Below are 19,251 nucleotides of genomic sequence, written 5' to 3'. Positions count from 1 at the left end.
CCGAAATACTTGGTGATCGCTGCGGTCAGCGTCGTCTTGCCGTGGTCAACGTGGCCGATCGTGCCAATGTTGACGTGCGGTTTATTACGCTCAAACTTTTCCTTTGCCATTCCTCAGGCGCCCTTTTGCGGTTTGGGGGACCCTTCGTCCCGGTTTCCTACTGCGCGCGCGGGATATTTGGTTCACAAGAGAAAATCAAGCCAATCCTGACCAATTGTCAGCCATCGAGCGGTTTGAGTAGCCCGGATGCTGCGTCAGAGGTGGGCGCGGCCTCTGGCCGCGCGTTGAACCACCCGTTTTCCTTTTGCATCTGAACAAGCCAGTCCTCAATCTCGCCAACTGCATTGCGCGAGAGCCCCATCAGCTGTTCTTCCTTCGTGCGTGAGTTGCCCGACCCCATCAGCCAGGATTCCCCGGTGGTGGCCTCGAACACGGTGAATTGTTCCACCTCGGGGTTCAGCTTGGTCTGTCCCGCATCATCCCAGACGGTGACATTGATGATCAGCGCCGACTTCGGGCTGTAGATCACCGGCACGCCCGGCGGCGCCAGCATGTAACCTTCGACACTGATGCCCAGGTGATAGAACTGGTCCCCCTGATAACGCGAGAATCGTTCGCCAACCGCCGTCTTGAGCGCGGCTTCCCATTCCTCGGCGGTGGCATCGCGCGAGATCGGGCCTTTTTGCGCCTTGGACGCGACCACCACATTGTGTCCCAACTTGAAGGCGCCCAGATCCTCGAGCGGCTCGTCGGGCGTTGCAGCAGTACAGGCGGCCAGCAGGGCAAGCCCGGTCAGCAAGGTAAGAACTCGGATCATGATCGCATCTCGGCACACGTTGGGTTGAGGCGGATGTAGCGCACCGATGCGGCCCGTGCCAAGCCGCATCGGCAGGAAATGGCAAAGCGCGGCGGAAGTGTCACTTGAACTTGTAGCTGCGCGGGAAGCCGTAGGGTGGGCGCTTGCCGACGCTGGCGCGCTTGGCCAGCCATTGGCTCAGGTCGGTTTCGTGGCGGGTCTTGTCGCCACCCATCGACCATTTCAACCCCTCGGCCCAGGCAAATGTCGTCACATCGCTCAGCCCGCCATCCAGTTCCAGCGCCCCCTGCTTGCCGCGCGCCATGTTGTACTTCTGCAGGCGCACGCCCTTGCCCCTGCCCATTTCGGGCATCTCTTCCAGCGGGAAGACCAGGAACTTGCCGTTCTGCGACACCACCGCCACGTGATCACCGGCGACCGGCACACAGATCAGCGCGCGTTCGTCATCGCGCACGTTCAGCACCTGCTTGCCGGTGCGGGTCTGGGCCACCACCTCGGTTTCGGGCACGACAAAACCGTTGCCCGCGGTCGAGGCGACCAGCAGCTTGCGGTCCGGTTGGTGGATCAGGATATCGACGATCTCGGCCTCGTTGGGCAGATCGACCATCAGGCGCAGCGGTTCACCCATGCCGCGCCCACCGGGAAGGTTGGCGGCGCCGATGGTGTAAAACCGCCCGTTCGAGGCAAAGATCAGCAGCTTGTCGGTGGTTTCCGCGTGGAAGATGAAGCGCGGCCCGTCGCCATCCTTGAACTTCAGCTCGCGGGTTAGGTCGATATGGCCGGTCATGGCGCGGATCCAGCCCATCTGCGAGCAGACCACAGTGATCGGCTCGCGCTCGATCATCGCCTCCAGCGGCACCTCTTCTACCTCGCCCGCCTCGGCAAAGCGGGTGCGGCGGGCGCCGCCGGGATAGTCCTTGCCAAAGGTCTTCTTGGTCTCTTTGAGCTGATCGGATATGCGCGCCCATTGCAGGGCGGGGTCGGCCAGCAGATCCTCAAGTGCGGCACGCTCCTCCATCAGGGCGTCGCGCTCGCGGATCAGCTCCATCTCCTCGAGCCGGCGCAAGCTGCGCAGGCGCATGTTGAGGATCGCTTCGGCCTGCACCTCGCTTAGCTCGCCCTCGCCCGGAGCGGGCGAGACATAATCCGCCTCGTTCAGCGCACGGGGGTGGTCGATGCCCCATTCCTCGCGCATCAGCGCGGCCTTGGGATCCTCATCGTAACGGATGATGTCGATCACCCGATCGAGATTGAGGAAGGCGATGATGAAACCTTCGAGCACCTCGAGCCGGTGGTCAATCTTGCCCAGCCGGTGACGCGAGCGGCGCAAGAGCACCTCTTGCCGGTGGTCGAGGAAGGCGCGCAGCACCTCCTTCATCGAGCAGACCTTGGGCGTGACCCCGTCGATCAGCACGTTCATGTTCAGGCTGAACCGCACCTCGAGATCCGAGTTGCGATAGAGCATGCCCATCAGCACCTCAGGGTCGACGTTCTTGGTGCGCGGCTCCAGCACCACCCGGATATCGTCGGCGCTCTCATCGCGCACATCGGCGAGGATCGGCACCTTCTTGGTCTGGATGACCTCGGCCAGTTTCTCGATCAGCTTCGATTTCTGGACCTGATAAGGGATTTCGGTGACCACGATCTGCCACTGGCCACGGCCCAGATCCTCGACCTCGTATTTGCAGCGCAACCGGAAGGAACCGCGCCCGGTGCGATAGGCCTGGGCGATGCTCTCGGCCGGTTCGACGATGATGCCGCCGGTGGGGAAATCGGGACCGGGCACATAGTTCAACAGAGTGTCGTCGCGCGCATCGGGCGTCTTGATCAGATGCAGGCAGGCGTCGCACAGCTCGGCGATGTTATGGGGCGGGATGTTGGTGGCCATGCCCACCGCGATGCCGCTGCTGCCATTGGCCAGCAGGTTCGGGAACTGCGCGGGCAGCACCACCGGTTCGGTGAGCGTGCCGTCATAGTTGTCGCGGAAATCGACGGCGTCCTCGTTCAGACCATCCAGCAACGCCTCGGCGACGATGGTCATCCGCGCTTCGGTGTATCGGCTGGCGGCCGGGTTGTCGCCGTCGATATTGCCGAAATTCCCCTGACCGTCGACCAGCGGGTAACGAACGTTGAAATCCTGCGCCAGACGCGCCATCGCGTCATAGATCGCGGCATCCCCATGCGGGTGATAGTTGCCCATCACGTCGCCCGAGATCTTGGCCGACTTGCGGAACCCGCCCCCGGAACTGAGTCGCAGTTCGCGCATGGCGTAAAGAATCCGGCGGTGCACCGGTTTCAGCCCGTCGCGTGCATCGGGCAGCGCCCGGTGCATGATCGTGCTTAGCGCATAGGTCAGATACCGCTCGCCAATGGCGCGGCGCAGCGGTTCGGACACCTGCTGCCCACCGCCGTCTTGCTTCATGTTGGGGTCGTCGATCGTATCGCTCATAGATGATGTGATACGCGCTCTGCTGTTTCTGGTAAAGCGACAGGCGGCGATTTTGCTGGGGACAACTTGCCGGACATCGACAATACCGGGGAAAACAATCCGTCTTTACCCCATTTTTGGACTCCATTTACGGGATATGCTAAGATTTGAGCGGTCAGTCTGCGGCCCGTTTCAATCAGTCGATTTTCATTTCCTGCGTTCACGGGAGGCGCGCATGCGCTTTGTCATCATCTCTTTCGCCGTTCTGGGCTTTGCCTTCTGGGAATTGAGTGGCGGCGCCGATTTCGAGCCGCGCGGCATGCGCCCGGCCAAGCCCGAGCGGGTCGCGGCCAAGACGGTGGAAAAGGCCGAACCCCTGGTTCAGGTCGAACCCGCAAAGCTGGTGGCCAAGGTGTCGCTGACGCCCTACACGCCCGAACTGGCGCCGGTCGAAAAGGCGATACTGACCTCGGAAGAGCAAATGGAACGGCTGGCCCGCGCCCGCGCCAGCCTGAGCAAGGGGCTGACCCTGTTCGACGATGACACCGAGACGGGGACGTTGACACTTGCTTCGCTCTCAGGCGGATTGAGAGCGCTCGAGGTCGAGCCCGGCGAACCCGAGCCCGAAACCGCCCCAGCAAGCTCCACCACCGAAACGCAGCCTTATGACCGCTCTGCGCCCGATCTGCGCGAGATCACCGGATCAAGGGTCAACATGCGCGATGGGCCGGGCACGATCTATCCGGTCATCAGCCGATTAACCGTCGGTCATAAGGTTGAGGTTCTGGACGATTCGGGTACCGGCTGGCTGCGCCTGCGCGTGCTGCCCGAGCAACAGATCGGCTGGATCGCCGCATCGCTGGTCAGCAAAAAGCCCAACTGAGGCCACCGGCCCATTGCCCAGCCCCACCCGCCGCCCTAGCAATAGGCAGCAATCGGGACGGTTCTGGAATTTCTCATGGCAAAGACAATCCTCATCACCGGCTGTTCGTCGGGCATCGGACTTGCCGCCGCCCAGGGCATGCGGGCGCGGGGCTGGCACGTCTTCGCGTCCTGCCGGCAACAGCGCGATTGCGACCGGCTGCGCGCGATGGGCTTTGACAGCCCCCGTATCGACTATGACGACGCGGCCTCGATCGCCTCGGGATTGGCCGAGGTGCTGGAAGCCACCGGCGGTACACTTGACGCGCTTTTCAACAATGGCGCCTTCGGCATGCCCGGCGCGGTCGAGGATGTACCGACCGAAGCGCTGCGGGCCATTTTCGAGACCAATTTCTTTGGCTGGCACGAACTGACGCGGCGGGTGATCCCGGTGATGCGCGCCCAGGGCCATGGCCGGATCGTGCAATGCTCGTCCGTTCTTGGACTGGTCGCCTTTCCCTGGCGCGGCGCCTATGTGGCGACGAAATATGCGTTGGAAGGGTTGAGCGACACGCTGCGCCTGGAACTGAAGGGCACCGGTATTCACATCGTGCTGATCGAGCCGGGTCCGATCACTTCGAAACTGCGCGAAAAGGCGATCCCGCATTTCGAGCGCCATATCGACTGGCAAGGCTCGGCTCTGCGCGCCAAATATGAGGGCAGCCTGCTGAAACGGCTCTACGAGGATCGCGGACCAGACCGTTTCGAACTGCCGCCCGCTGCGGTGACCGCCAAGCTGATCCGCGCGGTCGAAGCGCGGCGACCGGCCCCGCGATACTATGTCACCACCCCCACCTATATCGCCGGAATCCTGCGCCGAATCCTGCCCACTCGCCTGAGCGACCGCATACTCGGCAGCATCTGATAGCAAAAACCGGTTCGCTTTTTACGACCAGACCGCTAGATCAGGCGCGACACAGGGATTGGGAAAGCGAGGCTCTGCATGGATCTGTTGATGATCGTGATGTTGATGGCGATGGGCGCCGTCGTCATCGTGCTGATGATCGGGCTTGGTGGTTTCGCCAAGGGCGGGACCTTCAACGCCAAATACGGCAACAAGATGATGCGGCTGCGCCTCTTGTTTCAATTCATCGCGGTGGTGCTGATCCTGCTCTATGTCTATCTGCGCGGACAAGGAAGCTGAGCCATGGTGGTCCTGAACAAGATCTACACCCGCACCGGCGACAAGGGGCAAACCGCCCTGGGCAATGGCACGCGGGTCGCCAAGTATTCCGACCGCGTGGCGACCTATGGCACGACCGACGAGTTGAATGCCTTTGTCGGTGTGGCCCGGCTGAAGGCGGATGGAGACATGGACGCGGCCCTGTCGCGCATTCAGAACGACCTGTTCGACCTCGGCGCCGATCTGTGCCGCCCCGAGATGGAGAAGGATGCCGAGGCGGAATACCCGCCGCTGCGCATGGCCGCGGCGCAGGTGACCCGGCTGGAACATGAGATCGACGCGATGAACGCCGGTCTCGACCCGCTGCGCAGCTTCATCCTGCCCGGCGGATCGGCATTGGCGGCACATCTGCATGTCTGCCGCACCGTGGCCCGGCGCGCCGAGCGGCTGGCGGTGGAACTGAGTGAGGCAGAAACGGTGAACCCGCAGGCCATCACCTATCTGAACCGGCTCAGCGACTGGTTCTTCGTCGCCGCGCGCACCGCCAATAATGGCGGCAAGGACGATGTCTTGTGGGTTCCCGGAGCGAACCGCTGAGCGATGGCGAAGCGGCGGGGCGTCCAGCGGACGGCCCGGCGACGGGAAGCGCGAACCGCTGAGCCGATCCAAAGCTTCGAATCCTGTTCGCGCTCCTCTAGATGGCGAGAAAATTCTTGAGAAAGAATTTTCCCAAAAAAATTTGAAATTTTTTGGCCCCGCCCGGTTCAGGCCGGTTCCCACAGCTCTATCGGGTTGCCTTCCGGGTCGGTCAGCCTGGCAAAGCTGCCATTGGGATAGGGCGAACCCGGGTCCGGCTGTACCTCGATACCTGCCGCGCACAACCGCGCGATCATCGCCTCCAGATCGCGCACCCGGAAATTCAGCATGAACCCTTTTCCGGGCCCCCCGGAAATACGCGGTGTCTTGGGCAAAGGGTGCAAAAATTGTCGCACCTTCGCTCTGCAGTCAGAAGCGTCTGGAATAATCCCCTGGCGCCGGGTCGATCCCCTGTTGCTGCTGGTACCACTCTGCCAGCGCTTTGGGGTCTTTTGCCCTGAAAAAGAAGCCTCCGAACCCGTCGACGCGTTCCATCCCTCCCTCCCGGCACCTTCCTGCAGGCAGGGTAACAAAATTTCCTTCGCGGTGCGAGAATTGGCGAAAACGCGACGTCGATTGCACATGACGTGACGATTTTGCCCTGTCCCGGCGCGCGCCAAGCCGCTATCAAACGCGGCGAGAGCATTGGGAGTCGCATGGCGGCTTGCCGTTTTTGAAGGAGAAAACGCAAAGATGAAGGTCCTTGTACCCGTCAAGCGCGTGATCGACTACAACGTGAAGGTTCGTGTGAAAGCGGACGGATCGGGTGTCGATCTCGCCAATGTGAAGATGTCGATGAACCCCTTTGACGAGATTGCCGTCGAAGAGGCCATCCGCCTGAAGGAAGCCGGCAAGGCTGACGAGATCGTCGTGGTCTCGATCGGCGTCAAGCAGGCGCAGGAAACCCTGCGCACCGCGCTGGCGATGGGCGCCGACCGCGCCATCCTGGTGGTTGCCGCTGATGACGTACACACCGATATCGAGCCGCTGGCGGTTGCCAAGATCCTCGCAAAGGTCGTCGAGGAAGAGCAGCCGGGCCTCGTGCTGGCCGGCAAGCAGGCCATCGACAACGACATGAACGCCACTGGCCAGATGCTGTCGGCGCTCTTGGGCTGGAGCCAAGGCACCTTTGCCTCGGAACTGAATGTCGAGGGCGATCACGCGCTGGTCACCCGCGAGGTGGATGGCGGTCTGCAGACCATCAAGGTCAAGATGCCCGCCATCATCACCGTGGACCTGCGCCTGAACGAGCCGCGCTATGCGTCGCTGCCCAACATCATGAAGGCGAAGAAGAAGCCGCTGGATGAGAAAACCGCCGCAGATTACGGCGTCGATGTCAGCCCGCGCCTGGAAATCGTCAAGACCGAAGAACCGCCGGCACGGGCCGCAGGCATCGTGGTGGGTTCGGTCGACGAGCTGGTTGCGAAACTCAAAGAAGCGGGGGCTGTGTAATGGCTGTTCTTCTCCTTGCCGAAGTGACCGGTGGCGAACTGGCGCTGGACGCAACCGCCAAGGCGGTGAGCGCCGCCAAGGCCCTGGGTGACGTGACCGTTCTGGCCGCTGGTGCATCCGCTGCCGCCGCCGGCGAAGCAGCCGCCAAGATCGACGGCGTGTCCAAGGTGCTGGTCGCCGAAGATGCCTCGCTGGGTCATCGCCTGGCCGAAGCGACCGCCGCGCTGATCGTGAGCCTCGCCGATGCTTACGAGCACATCGTCGCCCCCGCCACCACCGACGCCAAGAACGTGATGCCGCGCGTGGCCGCGCTGCTGGATGTGATGGTGCTGTCGGATGTGTCCGGTGTGGTCGACGGCTCGACCTTCGAGCGCCCGATCTATGCGGGTAACGCCGTGCAGACCGTCAAGTCGAAGGACGCCAAGAAGGTCATCACCTTCCGCACCTCGACCTTTGACGCCGCTGGCGAAGGTGGCGCGGCCCCGGTCGAGACCATCTCGGTCGGCGACAATCCGGGCCTCAGTGAATGGGTCGAGGACAAGGTTGCTGCCTCTGACCGTCCCGAGCTGACCTCGGCAGGTATCGTGGTGTCGGGCGGCCGTGGCGTGGGCTCGGAAGCGGACTTCAAACTGATCGAAGCCCTGGCCGACAAGCTGGGTGCGGCGGTTGGCGCATCCCGCGCGGCGGTCGACTCGGGCTATGCGCCGAACGACTGGCAGGTGGGCCAGACCGGCAAGGTCGTCGCGCCGCAGCTTTACGTCGCGGTTGGCATCTCGGGCGCGATCCAGCACCTGGCCGGCATGAAGGACTCCAAGATCATCGTCGCCATCAACAAGGACGAAGAAGCGCCGATCTTCCAGGTTGCTGATTTCGGCCTCGTCGCTGACCTGTTCCAGGCCGTGCCGGAACTGACCGAAAAGCTCGGCTGAGGCCGGGGACAAGATTTTTCGACGAAAAATCTCGCAAGGCCCGCCCGTTGGCGGGCCTTTTACGTATCGATTTCCTGAAGCGCGCGATAGATGCGATCGGCTATGACCCGGTGCATGACCGGCCCGATGGTATGCTCTGCCGCCGGTTCCTGAAGCATGCCAAAGATCATGTCGTCCAATTCATCGGACTGCCCCGCCATCTGTACTGGCACCTCGACCGTCGAGCGGACCCGTGGCGCCAGGGCAGCAACCATATCGGGCGAGACCATCAGCGGCTCAGGGCCCAGAGCCTCGGCGGGATCGTCAGGCCGCTGGTGGAGATAGCGCAGCCAGAGCAGGACCACGCCGTCCCCCAACGCATCTATGGCGCTGCGCATCCGCGCTTGCCACGCTTGCTGAAGTTCGGCACGGACAACCCCGAACCGCTCCTCCGAGATCTCGTTAAGACGCCCCAGCATGTGCTTGTTGAAGTGGAATTCGGTAAAATCCACCTCGTCATACAGCGCAGTCAACATGGGCGAGGCTTCGAGAAACCGGTCGTTGCGACGAGGATGCACCCGGTAGAGGCGGTTTGACAGATTCTGCGCGCCGGGCACCTGCAGTATGCAGAACTCGGCCGCCCGGGCCAGACGCGCCAGCTCCGGGTCTAACAGGATCGCGTCGAGTCCGCTGTTGATGCTGCCGAGATTGACACAGGTTTCTCCCAGCCGCCGTTCCAGAAGCGCGGGATAGGGATCGGACACGAAACGTCCGAATGTTTCGGTGCTGCCGATACAGGCCACATAGGGTGCGTTCAGGTCCCGCTCGGGACCGCGAAAGCGCAGTTTCGACACGCCATAACGACAGGTTGCGGCATCGGACGCCCTCGCGCCCGGCAATTCATAACTCATGGCTCCCACCATTTTCGATTTTCACCCAATGGTCACTTTGCCGCCGCAACCGTTGCGATTCGCCTAATGCGCGGATTTGAAGCGAATTGTCCCGGTCAGCCCCTCTTGCCGCGCCCCCCGCCCTGCCGATAAGGTCGCGACAACCTCACATGAAGGGCAGATACGGTAATGGATATTCAGAAGGTCGGAGTGATCGGCGCAGGTCAGATGGGCAACGGGATCGCTCATGTGATGGCGCTGGCGGGGTATGACGTGCTGCTCACCGATATCAGCCAGCAGGCACTGGACGCCGCGCTCTCTACCGTGCGTGGCAACCTGGCCCGGCAGGCCGGGCGCGGCAAGATCAGCGAAGCCGATATGGAAGCGGCGATGGCGCGCATCTCGACCACGCTGACGCTGGGCGATCTGGGACAGACCGACCTGGTGATCGAAGCCGCGACCGAACGCGAGGCGGTGAAACAGGCGATCTTTGAGGATTTGCAGCCGCACCTGTTGCCGCACACGATCCTGACCTCGAACACCTCGTCGATTTCGATCACCCGCCTGGCCAGCCGCACCGACCGGCCCGAGCGTTTCATGGGGTTTCATTTCATGAACCCGGTGCCGGTGATGCAGCTGGTGGAACTGATCCGGGGTATCGCCACCGACGAGGAGACCTTTGCCGCCTGCAAGGCGGTGGTCGACAAACTGGGCAAGACCGCTGCAAGCGCCGAGGATTTCCCCGCCTTCATCGTGAACCGCATCCTGATGCCGATGATCAATGAGGCAGTCTATACCCTTTACGAAGGGGTGGGCAATGTCCGCTCCATCGACGAGTCGATGAAACTGGGCGCCAATCACCCGATGGGGCCTCTGGAACTGGCCGATTTCATCGGGCTGGACACCTGCCTGGCGATCATGAATGTGCTGCATGACGGGCTGGCCGACACCAAGTATCGCCCCTGCCCCTTGCTGACCAAATATGTCGAGGCCGGGTGGCTGGGCCGCAAGACCCAGCGCGGGTTCTACGACTATCGCGGCGAGATACCGGTTCCCACACGCTGAAGCGGGAAAGAGTCAAGGGGGCGCTGCACCCGCCGCCCGTTTCGGGCGACTCCCCCGGAGTATTTGAAACAAAGTGAAAGAAGGGCCGCGTGCTATCCCTTGAGCGATAGCGTGTGCTGGCGCAGCCAGGCCATGAAACCGCGCGGGTCACGGCCCAGCATCTCCATGTCCTGATCCGGGATTGGCGCGCCAATCACCGGCGCCTGCGGTTTCTTGCAGGAGCGGACGATTTCATGCAACAGGAGACCCTGCCGCAGGATCGGCGAGACCTGACAGGCAATCTGATAGGCGCGCGAGTTGCGACCTGGGAAATAGATCGGCACCACGCGCGCGCCGGATCGGCGGATCATCTGGGCGGTGAACACGTTCCATTCCCGCTCGACCGGCGGCCCCCACCAGCTGTCCGAGGACATCACCACGCCAGAGGGGAACAGGGCCACCACGCCTCCGGCCTTGAGATGTGCCATCGCATTGGCCCGCATCTCGACCATCTTGCGCTGGGCCTCGGGGTCATGGGGGAACGGCACCGGGATCATGAAGCTGGTTGCCGCCTCGTCGAGCCCGGTCAGGACCGAGCGGGTGAGGATGCGGTAATCCTGCCGGACCCGGCCGATCAGTTCGGCCAGGATCATGCCATCGACCATCCCGTGCGGATGGTTTGCGACCACCACGACCGGTCCCTCCCTGGGAATGCGGGCGATCTGTTCGGCAGGCGTCAGCAGATCGATGCCCATCGTCTTGAGCGCGCCGCCCCAGAACTTTTGGCCGCGATATTGTTCGTTGGTCTTTTCGAACCGGTTGACCATGCGCAGGATGGTCAGCTTGCCCGTCATCCACTCGATCGTCCGAATCCAGGTCGAGGTCCAGCGGTCATCAAAGGAATTGGCATAGGTCAGGGTGCGGCGGTCATAGACCTCGCCCGGCGGGGTGGACGGTTGCACCACCGATCCTGACTTGCTGTTCTGCGCGGTTTCCACCACTTGGTCTTGTTCCGTTCTTCAGGTCGCGCACGACTGGGTCAGAAACCCTCGCCGAACTTGTCGTTCACCAGTGCCTCGAGCGCATCCGCCAGGGCATCCGCGTCCGGGCCTGAGGTCTCGACGTCAATAGTGGTTCCGCGCGCGGCTGCCAACATCAAAAGCCCCATGATACTGTCCCCCGAGGCGGACAGACCGTCGCGCGACACTTCGGCGGTCGCGTCGAAGCCTTCGACCACCTCGACCAGCTTGGCCGATGCCCGGGCATGCAGGCCCTTTTCGTTGATGATCTTCAATGTACGTTGCGCCATTCAGTTCCGTCCAGGCTCAATCCAGTGTCACGTTCTGTGTGTTGATATACTTGCGCCCTGCCTCCATCGCCGCCCGTACTGCGTCCCCCACCGGCAAGTGCCGGCTTTTTGCAAGTTTGATCAGCATCGGCAGGTTGGCGCCATATAGAATACGCCGATCGGCGGGCGCGCAAGCGCGCAAGCTGAGATTGGAGGGCGAGCCGCCAAAAAGATCAGTCACGACCACGACGCCATCCCCGGCATCGACAGCATTTGCGGCTGCAAGAATTTCCTGCTGCTTCTCGTCCCGGTCATGATCTGCCTCGATCGCGATCGCGATCAGGCCTGGCTGATGCCCGACCACATGTTCGACGGCAGCCAGATATTCCCGGGCCAACCCCCCATGTGCAACGATCACTATTCCGATCAATCCGGCCTCACATCCGGCTTGCGCCGTTCCATTTCGCGATGCCTAATTGACACCTGCTCGCCCGCATCCGCAAGGGCCTTTGCCACTGCCTCGGCCAGTGCAACCGACCTGTGTTGCCCCCCGGTACACCCGAATCCGACGCTCAGATGCGTCTTTCCTTCGTGCCGAAAGGCGGGCAGCAGGGATCGCAGCAACTCGGTGACCCGTTCGAAAAACGGCAGATACTGAGGATCGGCATGTACGAAAGAGGCCACGGCCGGGTCGCGTCCATTCGACGCTCGCAACGTCGGTTGCCAATAGGGGTTGGCCAGAAACCGGCAGTCGAACACCATGTCCAAGCCCCGCGGCAGACCCCGCTTGAACGAAAAACTTTCGATCGAGATGGCCAGCATGCTGCCGTCCGACGGGGCGAACCACCGTTCGACCTCTCTGCGCAGCTGGTGGACATTCAGGGCTGTCGTGTCGATCAGCGTATCGGCCGCCTCACGAATGGGCCGCAACAGTTCCAGCTCACGCTCGACCCCTGCCAAAGGGCTGGAACCCGGGGACATCGGATGGCGGCGCCGCGTTTCCGAGAACCGGCGCAGCAGGACGTCGGCGCTGCAATCCAGATAGAGGGTGGTCACCTGAAAACCGTCAAGGCCGCTTAACCTCTTGGAAAGATCGAGAAATCCCTCGGTAGAGAAATCCCGGTTGCGCGCGTCGAGTCCCAGCGCCAGCGGACGACGCAATGCCGGCCCGTCGAGCAGGCGCATCAATAGGCCCATGGGCAGGTTATCGATCGCCTCAAAGCCGAGATCCTCTAGCACGTTGATCGCCGTGGAACGCCCCGCGCCGGACGGCCCTGTCACAAAAACGACCTGAGATGTCTCACTCATGGAAATAGCGCTTCGGGGGCTGCTCGCCCCGCCTTGAGAAGTTGGATCAACGATGCTGCTAAATGGGGGACATCCGGTCGAAAAAGCAAGGGAAGCGAATGCCTCAACAGGAATATTTCGCGAAATTCGGGCAATCTCTGCGGTTCAGGCCGGTCCAGATCCAGCACATGGGTAAGTCGGACCGGGCCGACCGTCTCGGCCCGCAAAAGGCCAAGTCCGCGCGCCTCGATCAAGCCCCGTATGGTATCGGGCGCATCGGCCAGTATCCCTTGTCGTGTGGCGCCGAGCGAGACCCGGTCATCCGAAACAAGGCACGCGCCCAGCGCCATCATCTCAAGCGCCAGCGCTGATTTTCCCGCACCCGAAGCGCCCGTGATCAGCAGCCCACACCCGGCGACCGCGACACAGCTGGCATGGATCACAGCCTGCTCACGATCCTTCAGGCCTAGGAGGGCAGCGGGTTCCACGGGCTCAGATCGGCAAACCCACGACAAAGCGGGCACCGAGCGGATCCGAGGTGACATCCGCCTCGGTCGGGCGGATGTTCTCGGCCCAGATCACGCCGCCATGCGCCTCGACAATCTGTTTCGAGATCGCAAGCCCAAGGCCGGAATTGTTGCCGAAATGCTCTTCGGGGCGCTGTGAATAGAACCGTTTGAATATCTTCGACAGCGCCTCGTCCGGGATGCCCGGGCCGGTATCCTCGACCACGATCAGCACGCGATTGGCGCGGTGTCGCGCCCAGACGCGGATCGCGTCCCCGTCCTCGCAAAAGGAAATCGCATTGGTGATCAGGTTGACGAAAACCTGCGCCAGCCGCGCCTCGAGCCCCTGGATCATGATCGGGTCGGGCGGCATGTCGGTGATATAGTCGATGCCTTTGGAACGCGCGTCCTCGCCCAGATACTGGTTGAGATTGTCGAGCATGTTCAGAAGGTTGAAAGATTGTTCCTCTTCCTTGACCAGTTCAGCGTCCAGCCGCGAGGCATTCGAGATGTCGCTGACCAGCCGGTCCAGCCGGCGCACGTCGTGTTCGATGACCGACAACAGCTTGTCGCGTTGATCCTCGCGCCGGATCATGCGCAGGGTTCCCACCGCCGATTGCAGGCTGGCAAGCGGGTTCTTGATCTCGTGCGCCACGTCGGCGGCGAACTGTTCATTGCCCTCGATCCGGTTATACAGCGCCGAGACCATGCCGCGCAGCGCCCGGCTGAGCCTGCCGATCTCGTCGGGGCGTGCCGACAGATCGGGGATGCGAATGCGACCGGGGTTCATCCGCCGAGAGTTGCGGTCGCGCCCCAGTTCGGCGGCCTCGGCCAGATCGGCCAGCGGGTTTGCAATCGTCGAGGCGAGAACAAGGCTCAACCCCACCGAGACCAGCAGCGCGACCACGAACATCTGCAGCACCCGCTCTCGGTCGCGACGGGCCAGCGCGTCGATCTCACCCGCCGGGCTCGCCATCGCGACGGCCCCGATGGGTGTTCCAGCCTGCAAGATCGGTGTCGCCGCCGCGATCACGGTTCCGCCTGCGGTGTTCAGAACCGTTTCGACACGGGTCTCTCCCTCAAGTGCGCCGGGCAGGAGCAGTGCAATCTGCGTCTCGAGCGACGGCGCCGTGCTGTTGGGTGCACCGGCAAAGACCGAGGACACCCCCCGCCACAAACCGCTGAGCGCGTCGGTTATAATGGTGCTGCCGGCCTTGTCTTCGAACAAGGCTTGCAGGCCGGGATTGACGTCGACACCCTTGCCTTGCCCGACCATGTTGCGCGCCGCGTCGAACACGAAGACCTCGGCGCCGCGGCGCAGGCTAAGACCCTCGAGCGTCGCGGCCACATCCACCCGTCCCCGGTAGCCAGGTTCACCGGGGCGCTTCCGGTTATCTGCGCCTCGAACACATCGGCGACGAGCTGCGTCTCGCCGACCAGCGCACCGGCGCGCTGCACCACCAGCCCGTCACGCGCATCATTGAGATAGAGAATTCCAGCAACCAGAATGATCAGTGCGATCAGGTTGAAGGTGATGATCTTGCGTGTCAGCGGCGAGCCACGCAGCGAAAACAAGCTGCGCCGGGCCCGCTTGACCCGCAACTCTCTGGACACGGTGCTTTGCGGGGCGACCCAGTCGTCGCCCAGCACAACGTCACCGCTGCGATCGCTTTCTGAGGTGCCGGTGTCGCGCACGCGCTCCCCCTCGAGGCGCCCGATCCCGGGCGGTTATTCTTCGTTATATCTGTAACCGATCCCGTACAGCGTCTCAATCGCTGCAAAATCCGGGTCGGCGCTGCGCATCTTCTTGCGCAGGCGTTTGATATGGCTGTCGATGGTCCGGTCGTCCACATAGACCTGATCGTCATAGGCCACGTCCATCAACTGGTCGCGGCTCTTGACGAAGCCGGGACGCTGGGCCAGCGCCTGCAGCAGCAGGAACTCGGTGACGGTCAGCGACACATCCACCCCTTTCCAACTGACCGCATGACGCAGCGGGTCCATCCGCAGATGGCCCCTTTCCATCACCTTGGTCTCGCTTGTGGTGGTGCCTGCGGCATCTCCCGCGACCGCTTCCTGCCGCCGCAACAGCGCGCGAATCCGCTCTACCAGCAGGCGCTGCGAGAACGGTTTCTTGACGTAGTCGTCTGCGCCCATGCGCAAGCCCAGAACCTCGTCGATCTCGTCATCCTTCGAGGTCAAGAAGATCACCGGCATCTGGGTTTTCTGGCGCAACCGCTGCAACAAATCCATCCCGTCCATGCGCGGCATCTTGATATCGAGCACGGCCATGTCCGGCAATTTCTTGTTGAACGCGTCAAGGGCGGCTTGACCATCGTTATAGGTTTCGACTTCGAATCCCTCGGCCTCGAGAGTCATCGAAACGGATGTCAGGATGTTCCTGTCATCATCAACCAAAGCAATCTTTGACATTATTGAGTGCCCCTATACTGCTCGCTTCTGCCTTATTTTTTCCTCATTCATCGCTCTTTTAGCTTTGCGAATCAATCTGAAACTGCGAATCGCCGGTTCGCTGTCCACAATTGGTGCAAAAAAATCCTAACGCGATCTGAATTATCGCCCCGAAAAATGGCGCGAATTTCATGGTTGCGCTAAACTAAGCCTTGGTTGCGCTAACTGCGCCAAAGCGTCCTGTTCATGTCCCAAAGCGTCATGTTAAGACCCCGCTCACCGGCCGATTTGCCGGGTCCAAGCCCCAAGGGCGTAAGCAGGCCCACGCGGTTCGCGCGCCGACACACGGAGAAAAACGCATGACATCTGGACGGGTTAACCCGCAATTCCGCCTCGAAGATCAGGGCATCGAGGGTCTGGGCAATGTCTATTACAACTTCATGGAACCGGCGCTGATCGAAGCGGCGCTGAAGCGGGGTGAGGGAACGCTGGGCAATGGCGGCGCCTTCCTTGTCACCACCGGCAAGTTCACCGGTCGCTCGCCCAAGGACAAGCACGTGGTCAAGACCGCCAGCGTTGCCGACAGCATCTGGTGGGAAAACAATGCCGAGATGACCCCCGAAGGGTTCGACGCGCTTTATGACGACATGCTGGCCCATATGAAGGGCAAGGACTATTTCGTTCAGGATCTGGTCGGCGGCGCCGACCCGGCCTATTCGATCAACGTGCGCATGGTCACCGAACTGGCCTGGCACAACCTGTTCATCCGCCATCTGCTGCGCCGTCCGGCGCGCGAGGATCTGAACGAGTTCGTGGCCGATTTCACCGTCATCAACTGCCCCAGCTTCCAGGCCGATCCGGCCAAGCATGGCTGCCGCAGCGAGACCGTGATCGCGATGAATTTCGACCGCAAGCTGATCCTGATCGGCGGCACCGAATATGCGGGCGAGAACAAGAAATCGGTGTTCACGCTGCTGAACTACATGCTGCCGGAAAAAGGCGTGATGCCGATGCACTGCTCGGCCAACCATGCGGTCGGCAACCCGGTCGACACCGCGGTGTTCTTTGGCCTCAGCGGCACCGGCAAGACCACGCTGTCGGCCGATCCGGCGCGCGTGCTGATCGGCGATGACGAGCACGGTTGGTCGGATCGCGGCACCTTCAACTTCGAAGGTGGCTGCTATGCCAAGACCATCAACCTCAACCCCGAGGCCGAGCCGGAAATCTACGCCACCACCACCAAGTTTGGCACCGTCATCGAGAACATGGTGTTCGATGAAGAGACCAAGGAACTGGATTTCGACGATGACAGCCTGACGGCCAACATGCGTTGCGCCTATCCGCTGGAATACATCTCGAACGCCTCGGCCTCGGCCCTGGGCGGGCATCCCAAGAACATCATCATGCTGACCTGCGACGCCTTTGGCGTGCTGCCGCCGATCGCGCGGCTGACCCCGGCGCAGGCGATGTATCACTTCCTGTCGGGCTTCACCTCGAAGGTTGCCGGAACCGAGCGGGGCGTGACCGAGCCGCAGCCGACGTTCTCGACCTGCTTTGGCGCGCCCTTCATGCCGCGCCGCCCCGAGGTCTATGGCAATCTGCTGCGTGACAAGATCGCCCGTCACGGCGCGACCTGCTGGCTGGTCAACACCGGCTGGACCGGCGGCGCCTATGGTGTTGGCAGCCGGATGCCGATCAAGGCCACCCGCGCCCTGCTGACCGCCGCGCTCAACGGCTCGCTCAACAATGCCGAATTCCGCAAGGACGCCAATTTCGGCTTTGACGTGCCGGTATCGGTGCCGGGCGTAGCCGAGGTTCTGCTGGACCCGCGCCGCACCTGGGACGATCAGGGCGCCTTTGACAAGCAGGCGGCCAAGCTGGTGCAGATGTTCGCCGACAATTTCGAACAGTATGTCCCCTATATCGACGAGGACGTGAAGGCCGTCGCCATCGGCTGATCGGTTCGAAACCAGATCAAGGGCCCCGCCACCCGGCGGGGCCTTTTTCGTTCAGTGGTGCCGCCCGCCCTGACGCTCCAGTTCCTTCTGGATCAGCAGCGGGTCGATTTCGTCCAGCGGGCGGTTCGATTTCACCGATAGCGCCGCCGCAATCCCCGCGCCCTGCCCGGTCACCGCGCAGCAGGCCATGTTGCGGGTGGCGGCGTGGCTGATCCGGTCGCCGCCGGTGATGCGGCCCGCGACCAGCAGGTTTTTCACCTTGCGGGGCAGCAGGTTGCGATAGGGCATCTGGAAATAGCGTCCGGTGGTGGGCAGGATCAGGATGCCGTAGCCGTCAATGAACTCGGGGAAGATGCCGATAGAATCCTCGAACCGACCCTGTTCGCGCACATCCGTCTCGGTCATGTTGTAGAGACAGTCGACCTTGCGGGTATCGCGGATACCGATCGACATGCCGAAATTGCGCAGGCGAATATTCTCGCATCCGGGCGTATAGCGGCGCAGCGCCTCGATGGCCAGCATGGTCTGGCGGCGGCCCTCGATCTCGTAGGTGGTCAGGCTGTCGGGATCTGTACCGTCGCAGCCATCTAGATGGATGAGGTTCATGTAGGTAAGTTCGCCGGTGTCATGCACCGCCCCCCATGTGCCCGAGATCGTGTTCAGATGTGGCGGGATCAACCCGTCCCGGATCGCCTGCTGGAACGGCTTCTTGAGGAATGGAGAGAACATGTCATCCTCTTTCCCAGAAGTCTCGATATTCCACTCGCCGCCGCCCCAGTCCTTGTAGGTCTGCGGATCGGCCTTGATCCCATCCATGAACCGCTGCTTGTCCACTCCGGCCAGATGAAACATGACAGAGGCAGCCATCATCTGTTCCGCAGGCGTCTTGTGAACGGGCGCTCCGGCGCGGGCCACTACATCGGCATCGCCCGTGGCATCAATCACTCGCTTGGCCAGGATCGCCTCGCGCCCCGACTTCGACTCGGTAACGATGCCGATGATGGTATCGCCCTCCATCAGGGGGGCCACAAAGAAGCGGTGCAGCATGGGGCGGATATTGGGCTCGTCCAGCACCATCCGGTCGGCGACCAGCTTGAACCCCTCGCTGTCGATCTCGTGGCTCAGCGACTGGCTTTCTGGTACGGCGGCACCCATTTCCTTGGCCTTCTCCTCGAACTCGCGGGCGATGCCATTCGATTCGATGGTCTGTTCGTGGCGATACCAGTGCATCCCCTCGACCCCGACCACGGTCAGGTTGCCTCCGAAACAGCCGAACCGTTCAACCAGCGTGACCTCGGCGCCAGCCCGCGCCGCAGCCAGGGCCGCGGGCAGGCCACCCGGCCCCGAGCCCACCACCAGCACATCGGTTTCATGTACGATGTCGATTTCGCGCGCCGGTTCGGAGATGCGTCTGGCCATATGTGCCCCTTGTCGAGAATCTGTTGAAAGCTCGCCGCAGCTTTCGCCCAACTGAGACAGGTTCTCGTCGCCCGCGCGACCGATTCTCTTCCATTTGCGACGTTTTCTGTACCCGGCCGGGCGAACTGCCTGAAAAAAACTTTCAGGGTTAACAGAAATAAC

Annotated in this window: 21 protein-coding genes and 1 pseudogene; 8 read left to right on the top strand and 14 right to left on the bottom strand. The window is 62.2% G+C overall.

All coding sequences use genetic code 11. The features are described 5' to 3' along the window. From AC2FL1_RS13950 to AC2FL1_RS13940, 3 genes are all read right to left on the bottom strand, one after another. On the bottom strand, nucleotides 1-110 hold a 110-nt coding region (locus AC2FL1_RS13950; RefSeq protein ID WP_170611170.1), incomplete at its 3' end, for a GTP-binding protein. 107 nt (nucleotides 111-217) lie between these two features. Next, the gene (locus AC2FL1_RS13945) at nucleotides 218-817 is read right to left on the bottom strand and encodes a hypothetical protein (RefSeq protein WP_496877335.1); all 600 of its coding nucleotides are present in this window, start codon (nucleotides 815-817) and stop codon (nucleotides 218-220) included. Nucleotides 818-917: 100 nt separating this feature from the next. Next, the gene (locus tag AC2FL1_RS13940; protein ID WP_496877334.1) at nucleotides 918-3,266 is read right to left on the bottom strand and encodes a DNA topoisomerase IV subunit A; all 2,349 of its coding nucleotides are present in this window, start codon (nucleotides 3,264-3,266) and stop codon (nucleotides 918-920) included. Between the two features lie 214 nt (nucleotides 3,267-3,480). On the opposite strand from AC2FL1_RS13940, the gene AC2FL1_RS13935 reads away from it, so the two are divergent. The 4 genes from AC2FL1_RS13935 to AC2FL1_RS13920 all read left to right on the top strand — a co-directional run bounded on the left by AC2FL1_RS13935 (nucleotide 3,481) and on the right by AC2FL1_RS13920 (nucleotide 5,886). Beyond that, on the top strand, nucleotides 3,481-4,128 hold the full coding sequence (locus AC2FL1_RS13935; protein ID WP_496877333.1) for an SH3 domain-containing protein: 648 nt from the start codon (nucleotides 3,481-3,483) through the stop codon (nucleotides 4,126-4,128). A gap of 75 nt (nucleotides 4,129-4,203) precedes the next feature. After that, nucleotides 4,204-5,031 (top strand): SDR family NAD(P)-dependent oxidoreductase, encoded by an 828-nt coding sequence (locus AC2FL1_RS13930; RefSeq protein WP_496877332.1) that lies wholly within the window; start codon nucleotides 4,204-4,206, stop codon nucleotides 5,029-5,031. Between the two features lie 78 nt (nucleotides 5,032-5,109). Continuing rightward, the gene (locus tag AC2FL1_RS13925; RefSeq protein ID WP_234140789.1) at nucleotides 5,110-5,310 is read left to right on the top strand and encodes a twin transmembrane helix small protein; all 201 of its coding nucleotides are present in this window, start codon (nucleotides 5,110-5,112) and stop codon (nucleotides 5,308-5,310) included. Between the two features lie 3 nt (nucleotides 5,311-5,313). Next, on the top strand, nucleotides 5,314-5,886 hold the full coding sequence (locus AC2FL1_RS13920; protein WP_234167338.1) for a cob(I)yrinic acid a,c-diamide adenosyltransferase: 573 nt from the start codon (nucleotides 5,314-5,316) through the stop codon (nucleotides 5,884-5,886). A gap of 167 nt (nucleotides 5,887-6,053) precedes the next feature. Here the strand turns inward: AC2FL1_RS13920 and AC2FL1_RS13915 are convergent, their stop codons facing one another. Beyond that, nucleotides 6,054-6,215, bottom strand: a complete 162-nt coding sequence (locus AC2FL1_RS13915) for a VOC family protein (RefSeq protein ID WP_496829446.1) — start codon at nucleotides 6,213-6,215, stop codon at nucleotides 6,054-6,056. A gap of 79 nt (nucleotides 6,216-6,294) precedes the next feature. Then, complete coding sequence (locus AC2FL1_RS13910) at nucleotides 6,295-6,420, bottom strand: hypothetical protein (RefSeq protein WP_496829444.1); 126 nt, start codon at nucleotides 6,418-6,420, stop codon at nucleotides 6,295-6,297. A gap of 198 nt (nucleotides 6,421-6,618) precedes the next feature. On the opposite strand from AC2FL1_RS13910, the gene AC2FL1_RS13905 reads away from it, so the two are divergent. Together AC2FL1_RS13905 and AC2FL1_RS13900 are read left to right on the top strand one after the other, a co-directional pair. Further along, nucleotides 6,619-7,377 (top strand): electron transfer flavoprotein subunit beta/FixA family protein, encoded by a 759-nt coding sequence (locus AC2FL1_RS13905; protein WP_234140783.1) that lies wholly within the window; start codon nucleotides 6,619-6,621, stop codon nucleotides 7,375-7,377. Continuing rightward, complete coding sequence (locus AC2FL1_RS13900; protein WP_496829442.1) at nucleotides 7,377-8,306, top strand: electron transfer flavoprotein subunit alpha/FixB family protein; 930 nt, start codon at nucleotides 7,377-7,379, stop codon at nucleotides 8,304-8,306. The genes AC2FL1_RS13905 and AC2FL1_RS13900 overlap by 1 nt, the downstream gene beginning before the upstream one ends. Nucleotides 8,307-8,365: 59 nt before the next feature. Here the strand turns inward: AC2FL1_RS13900 and AC2FL1_RS13895 are convergent, their stop codons facing one another. Next, nucleotides 8,366-9,196, bottom strand: a complete 831-nt coding sequence (locus tag AC2FL1_RS13895) for a DUF6473 family protein (protein WP_496877331.1) — start codon at nucleotides 9,194-9,196, stop codon at nucleotides 8,366-8,368. A gap of 168 nt (nucleotides 9,197-9,364) precedes the next feature. Between AC2FL1_RS13895 and AC2FL1_RS13890 the strand changes: the two genes are divergently transcribed. Then, a complete protein-coding gene (locus tag AC2FL1_RS13890) occupies nucleotides 9,365-10,240 on the top strand; it encodes a 3-hydroxybutyryl-CoA dehydrogenase (protein WP_234140777.1) in 876 nt (291 codons plus the stop codon). A 92-nt stretch (nucleotides 10,241-10,332) separates the two neighbouring features. On the opposite strand, the gene AC2FL1_RS13885 is transcribed toward AC2FL1_RS13890, so the two are convergent. From AC2FL1_RS13885 to AC2FL1_RS13855, 7 genes and pseudogenes are all read right to left on the bottom strand, one after another. After that, nucleotides 10,333-11,220 carry a lysophospholipid acyltransferase family protein gene (locus AC2FL1_RS13885; RefSeq protein ID WP_496829436.1) on the bottom strand — a complete coding sequence of 296 codons (888 nt, stop codon included), beginning with the start codon at nucleotides 11,218-11,220 and terminating at the stop codon, nucleotides 10,333-10,335. Between the two features lie 38 nt (nucleotides 11,221-11,258). Then, a complete protein-coding gene (locus AC2FL1_RS13880; protein ID WP_011046465.1) occupies nucleotides 11,259-11,528 on the bottom strand; it encodes an HPr family phosphocarrier protein in 270 nt (89 codons plus the stop codon). A 16-nt stretch (nucleotides 11,529-11,544) separates the two neighbouring features. Beyond that, entirely contained in the window at nucleotides 11,545-11,937 is a 393-nt protein-coding gene (locus AC2FL1_RS13875; RefSeq protein WP_234140772.1) for a PTS sugar transporter subunit IIA, read from the bottom strand. Next, nucleotides 11,934-12,815, bottom strand: coding sequence for an RNase adapter RapZ (gene rapZ / locus AC2FL1_RS13870; protein WP_496829434.1), 882 nt, complete (start codon nucleotides 12,813-12,815; stop codon nucleotides 11,934-11,936). Before rapZ ends, AC2FL1_RS13875 begins: the two co-directional genes overlap by 4 nt. Further along, a complete protein-coding gene (locus AC2FL1_RS13865) occupies nucleotides 12,812-13,237 on the bottom strand; it encodes an HPr kinase/phosphorylase (RefSeq protein WP_496829432.1) in 426 nt (141 codons plus the stop codon). The genes rapZ and AC2FL1_RS13865 overlap by 4 nt, the downstream gene beginning before the upstream one ends. A gap of 49 nt (nucleotides 13,238-13,286) precedes the next feature. Further along, nucleotides 13,287-14,995 (bottom strand): annotated as a pseudogene (locus AC2FL1_RS13860) (sensor N-terminal transmembrane domain-containing protein). A 33-nt stretch (nucleotides 14,996-15,028) separates the two neighbouring features. After that, nucleotides 15,029-15,733, bottom strand: a complete 705-nt coding sequence (locus tag AC2FL1_RS13855) for a response regulator transcription factor (protein ID WP_234221903.1) — start codon at nucleotides 15,731-15,733, stop codon at nucleotides 15,029-15,031. 338 nt (nucleotides 15,734-16,071) lie between these two features. On the opposite strand from AC2FL1_RS13855, the gene AC2FL1_RS13850 reads away from it, so the two are divergent. After that, nucleotides 16,072-17,670 (top strand): phosphoenolpyruvate carboxykinase, encoded by a 1,599-nt coding sequence (locus tag AC2FL1_RS13850; protein WP_234167344.1) that lies wholly within the window; start codon nucleotides 16,072-16,074, stop codon nucleotides 17,668-17,670. 51 nt (nucleotides 17,671-17,721) lie between these two features. Here AC2FL1_RS13850 and AC2FL1_RS13845 read toward each other — a convergent pair whose 3' ends face one another. Continuing rightward, complete coding sequence (locus AC2FL1_RS13845) at nucleotides 17,722-19,089, bottom strand: FAD-dependent oxidoreductase (RefSeq protein ID WP_496829425.1); 1,368 nt, start codon at nucleotides 19,087-19,089, stop codon at nucleotides 17,722-17,724. Nucleotides 19,090-19,251: the final 162 nt, after the last annotated feature.

This window comes from Ruegeria sp. YKSF070, from assembly GCF_059612725.1.
The sequence above is the reverse complement of the archived record's forward strand: the minus strand, read 5'-3'. Positions and strand labels throughout refer to the sequence as shown.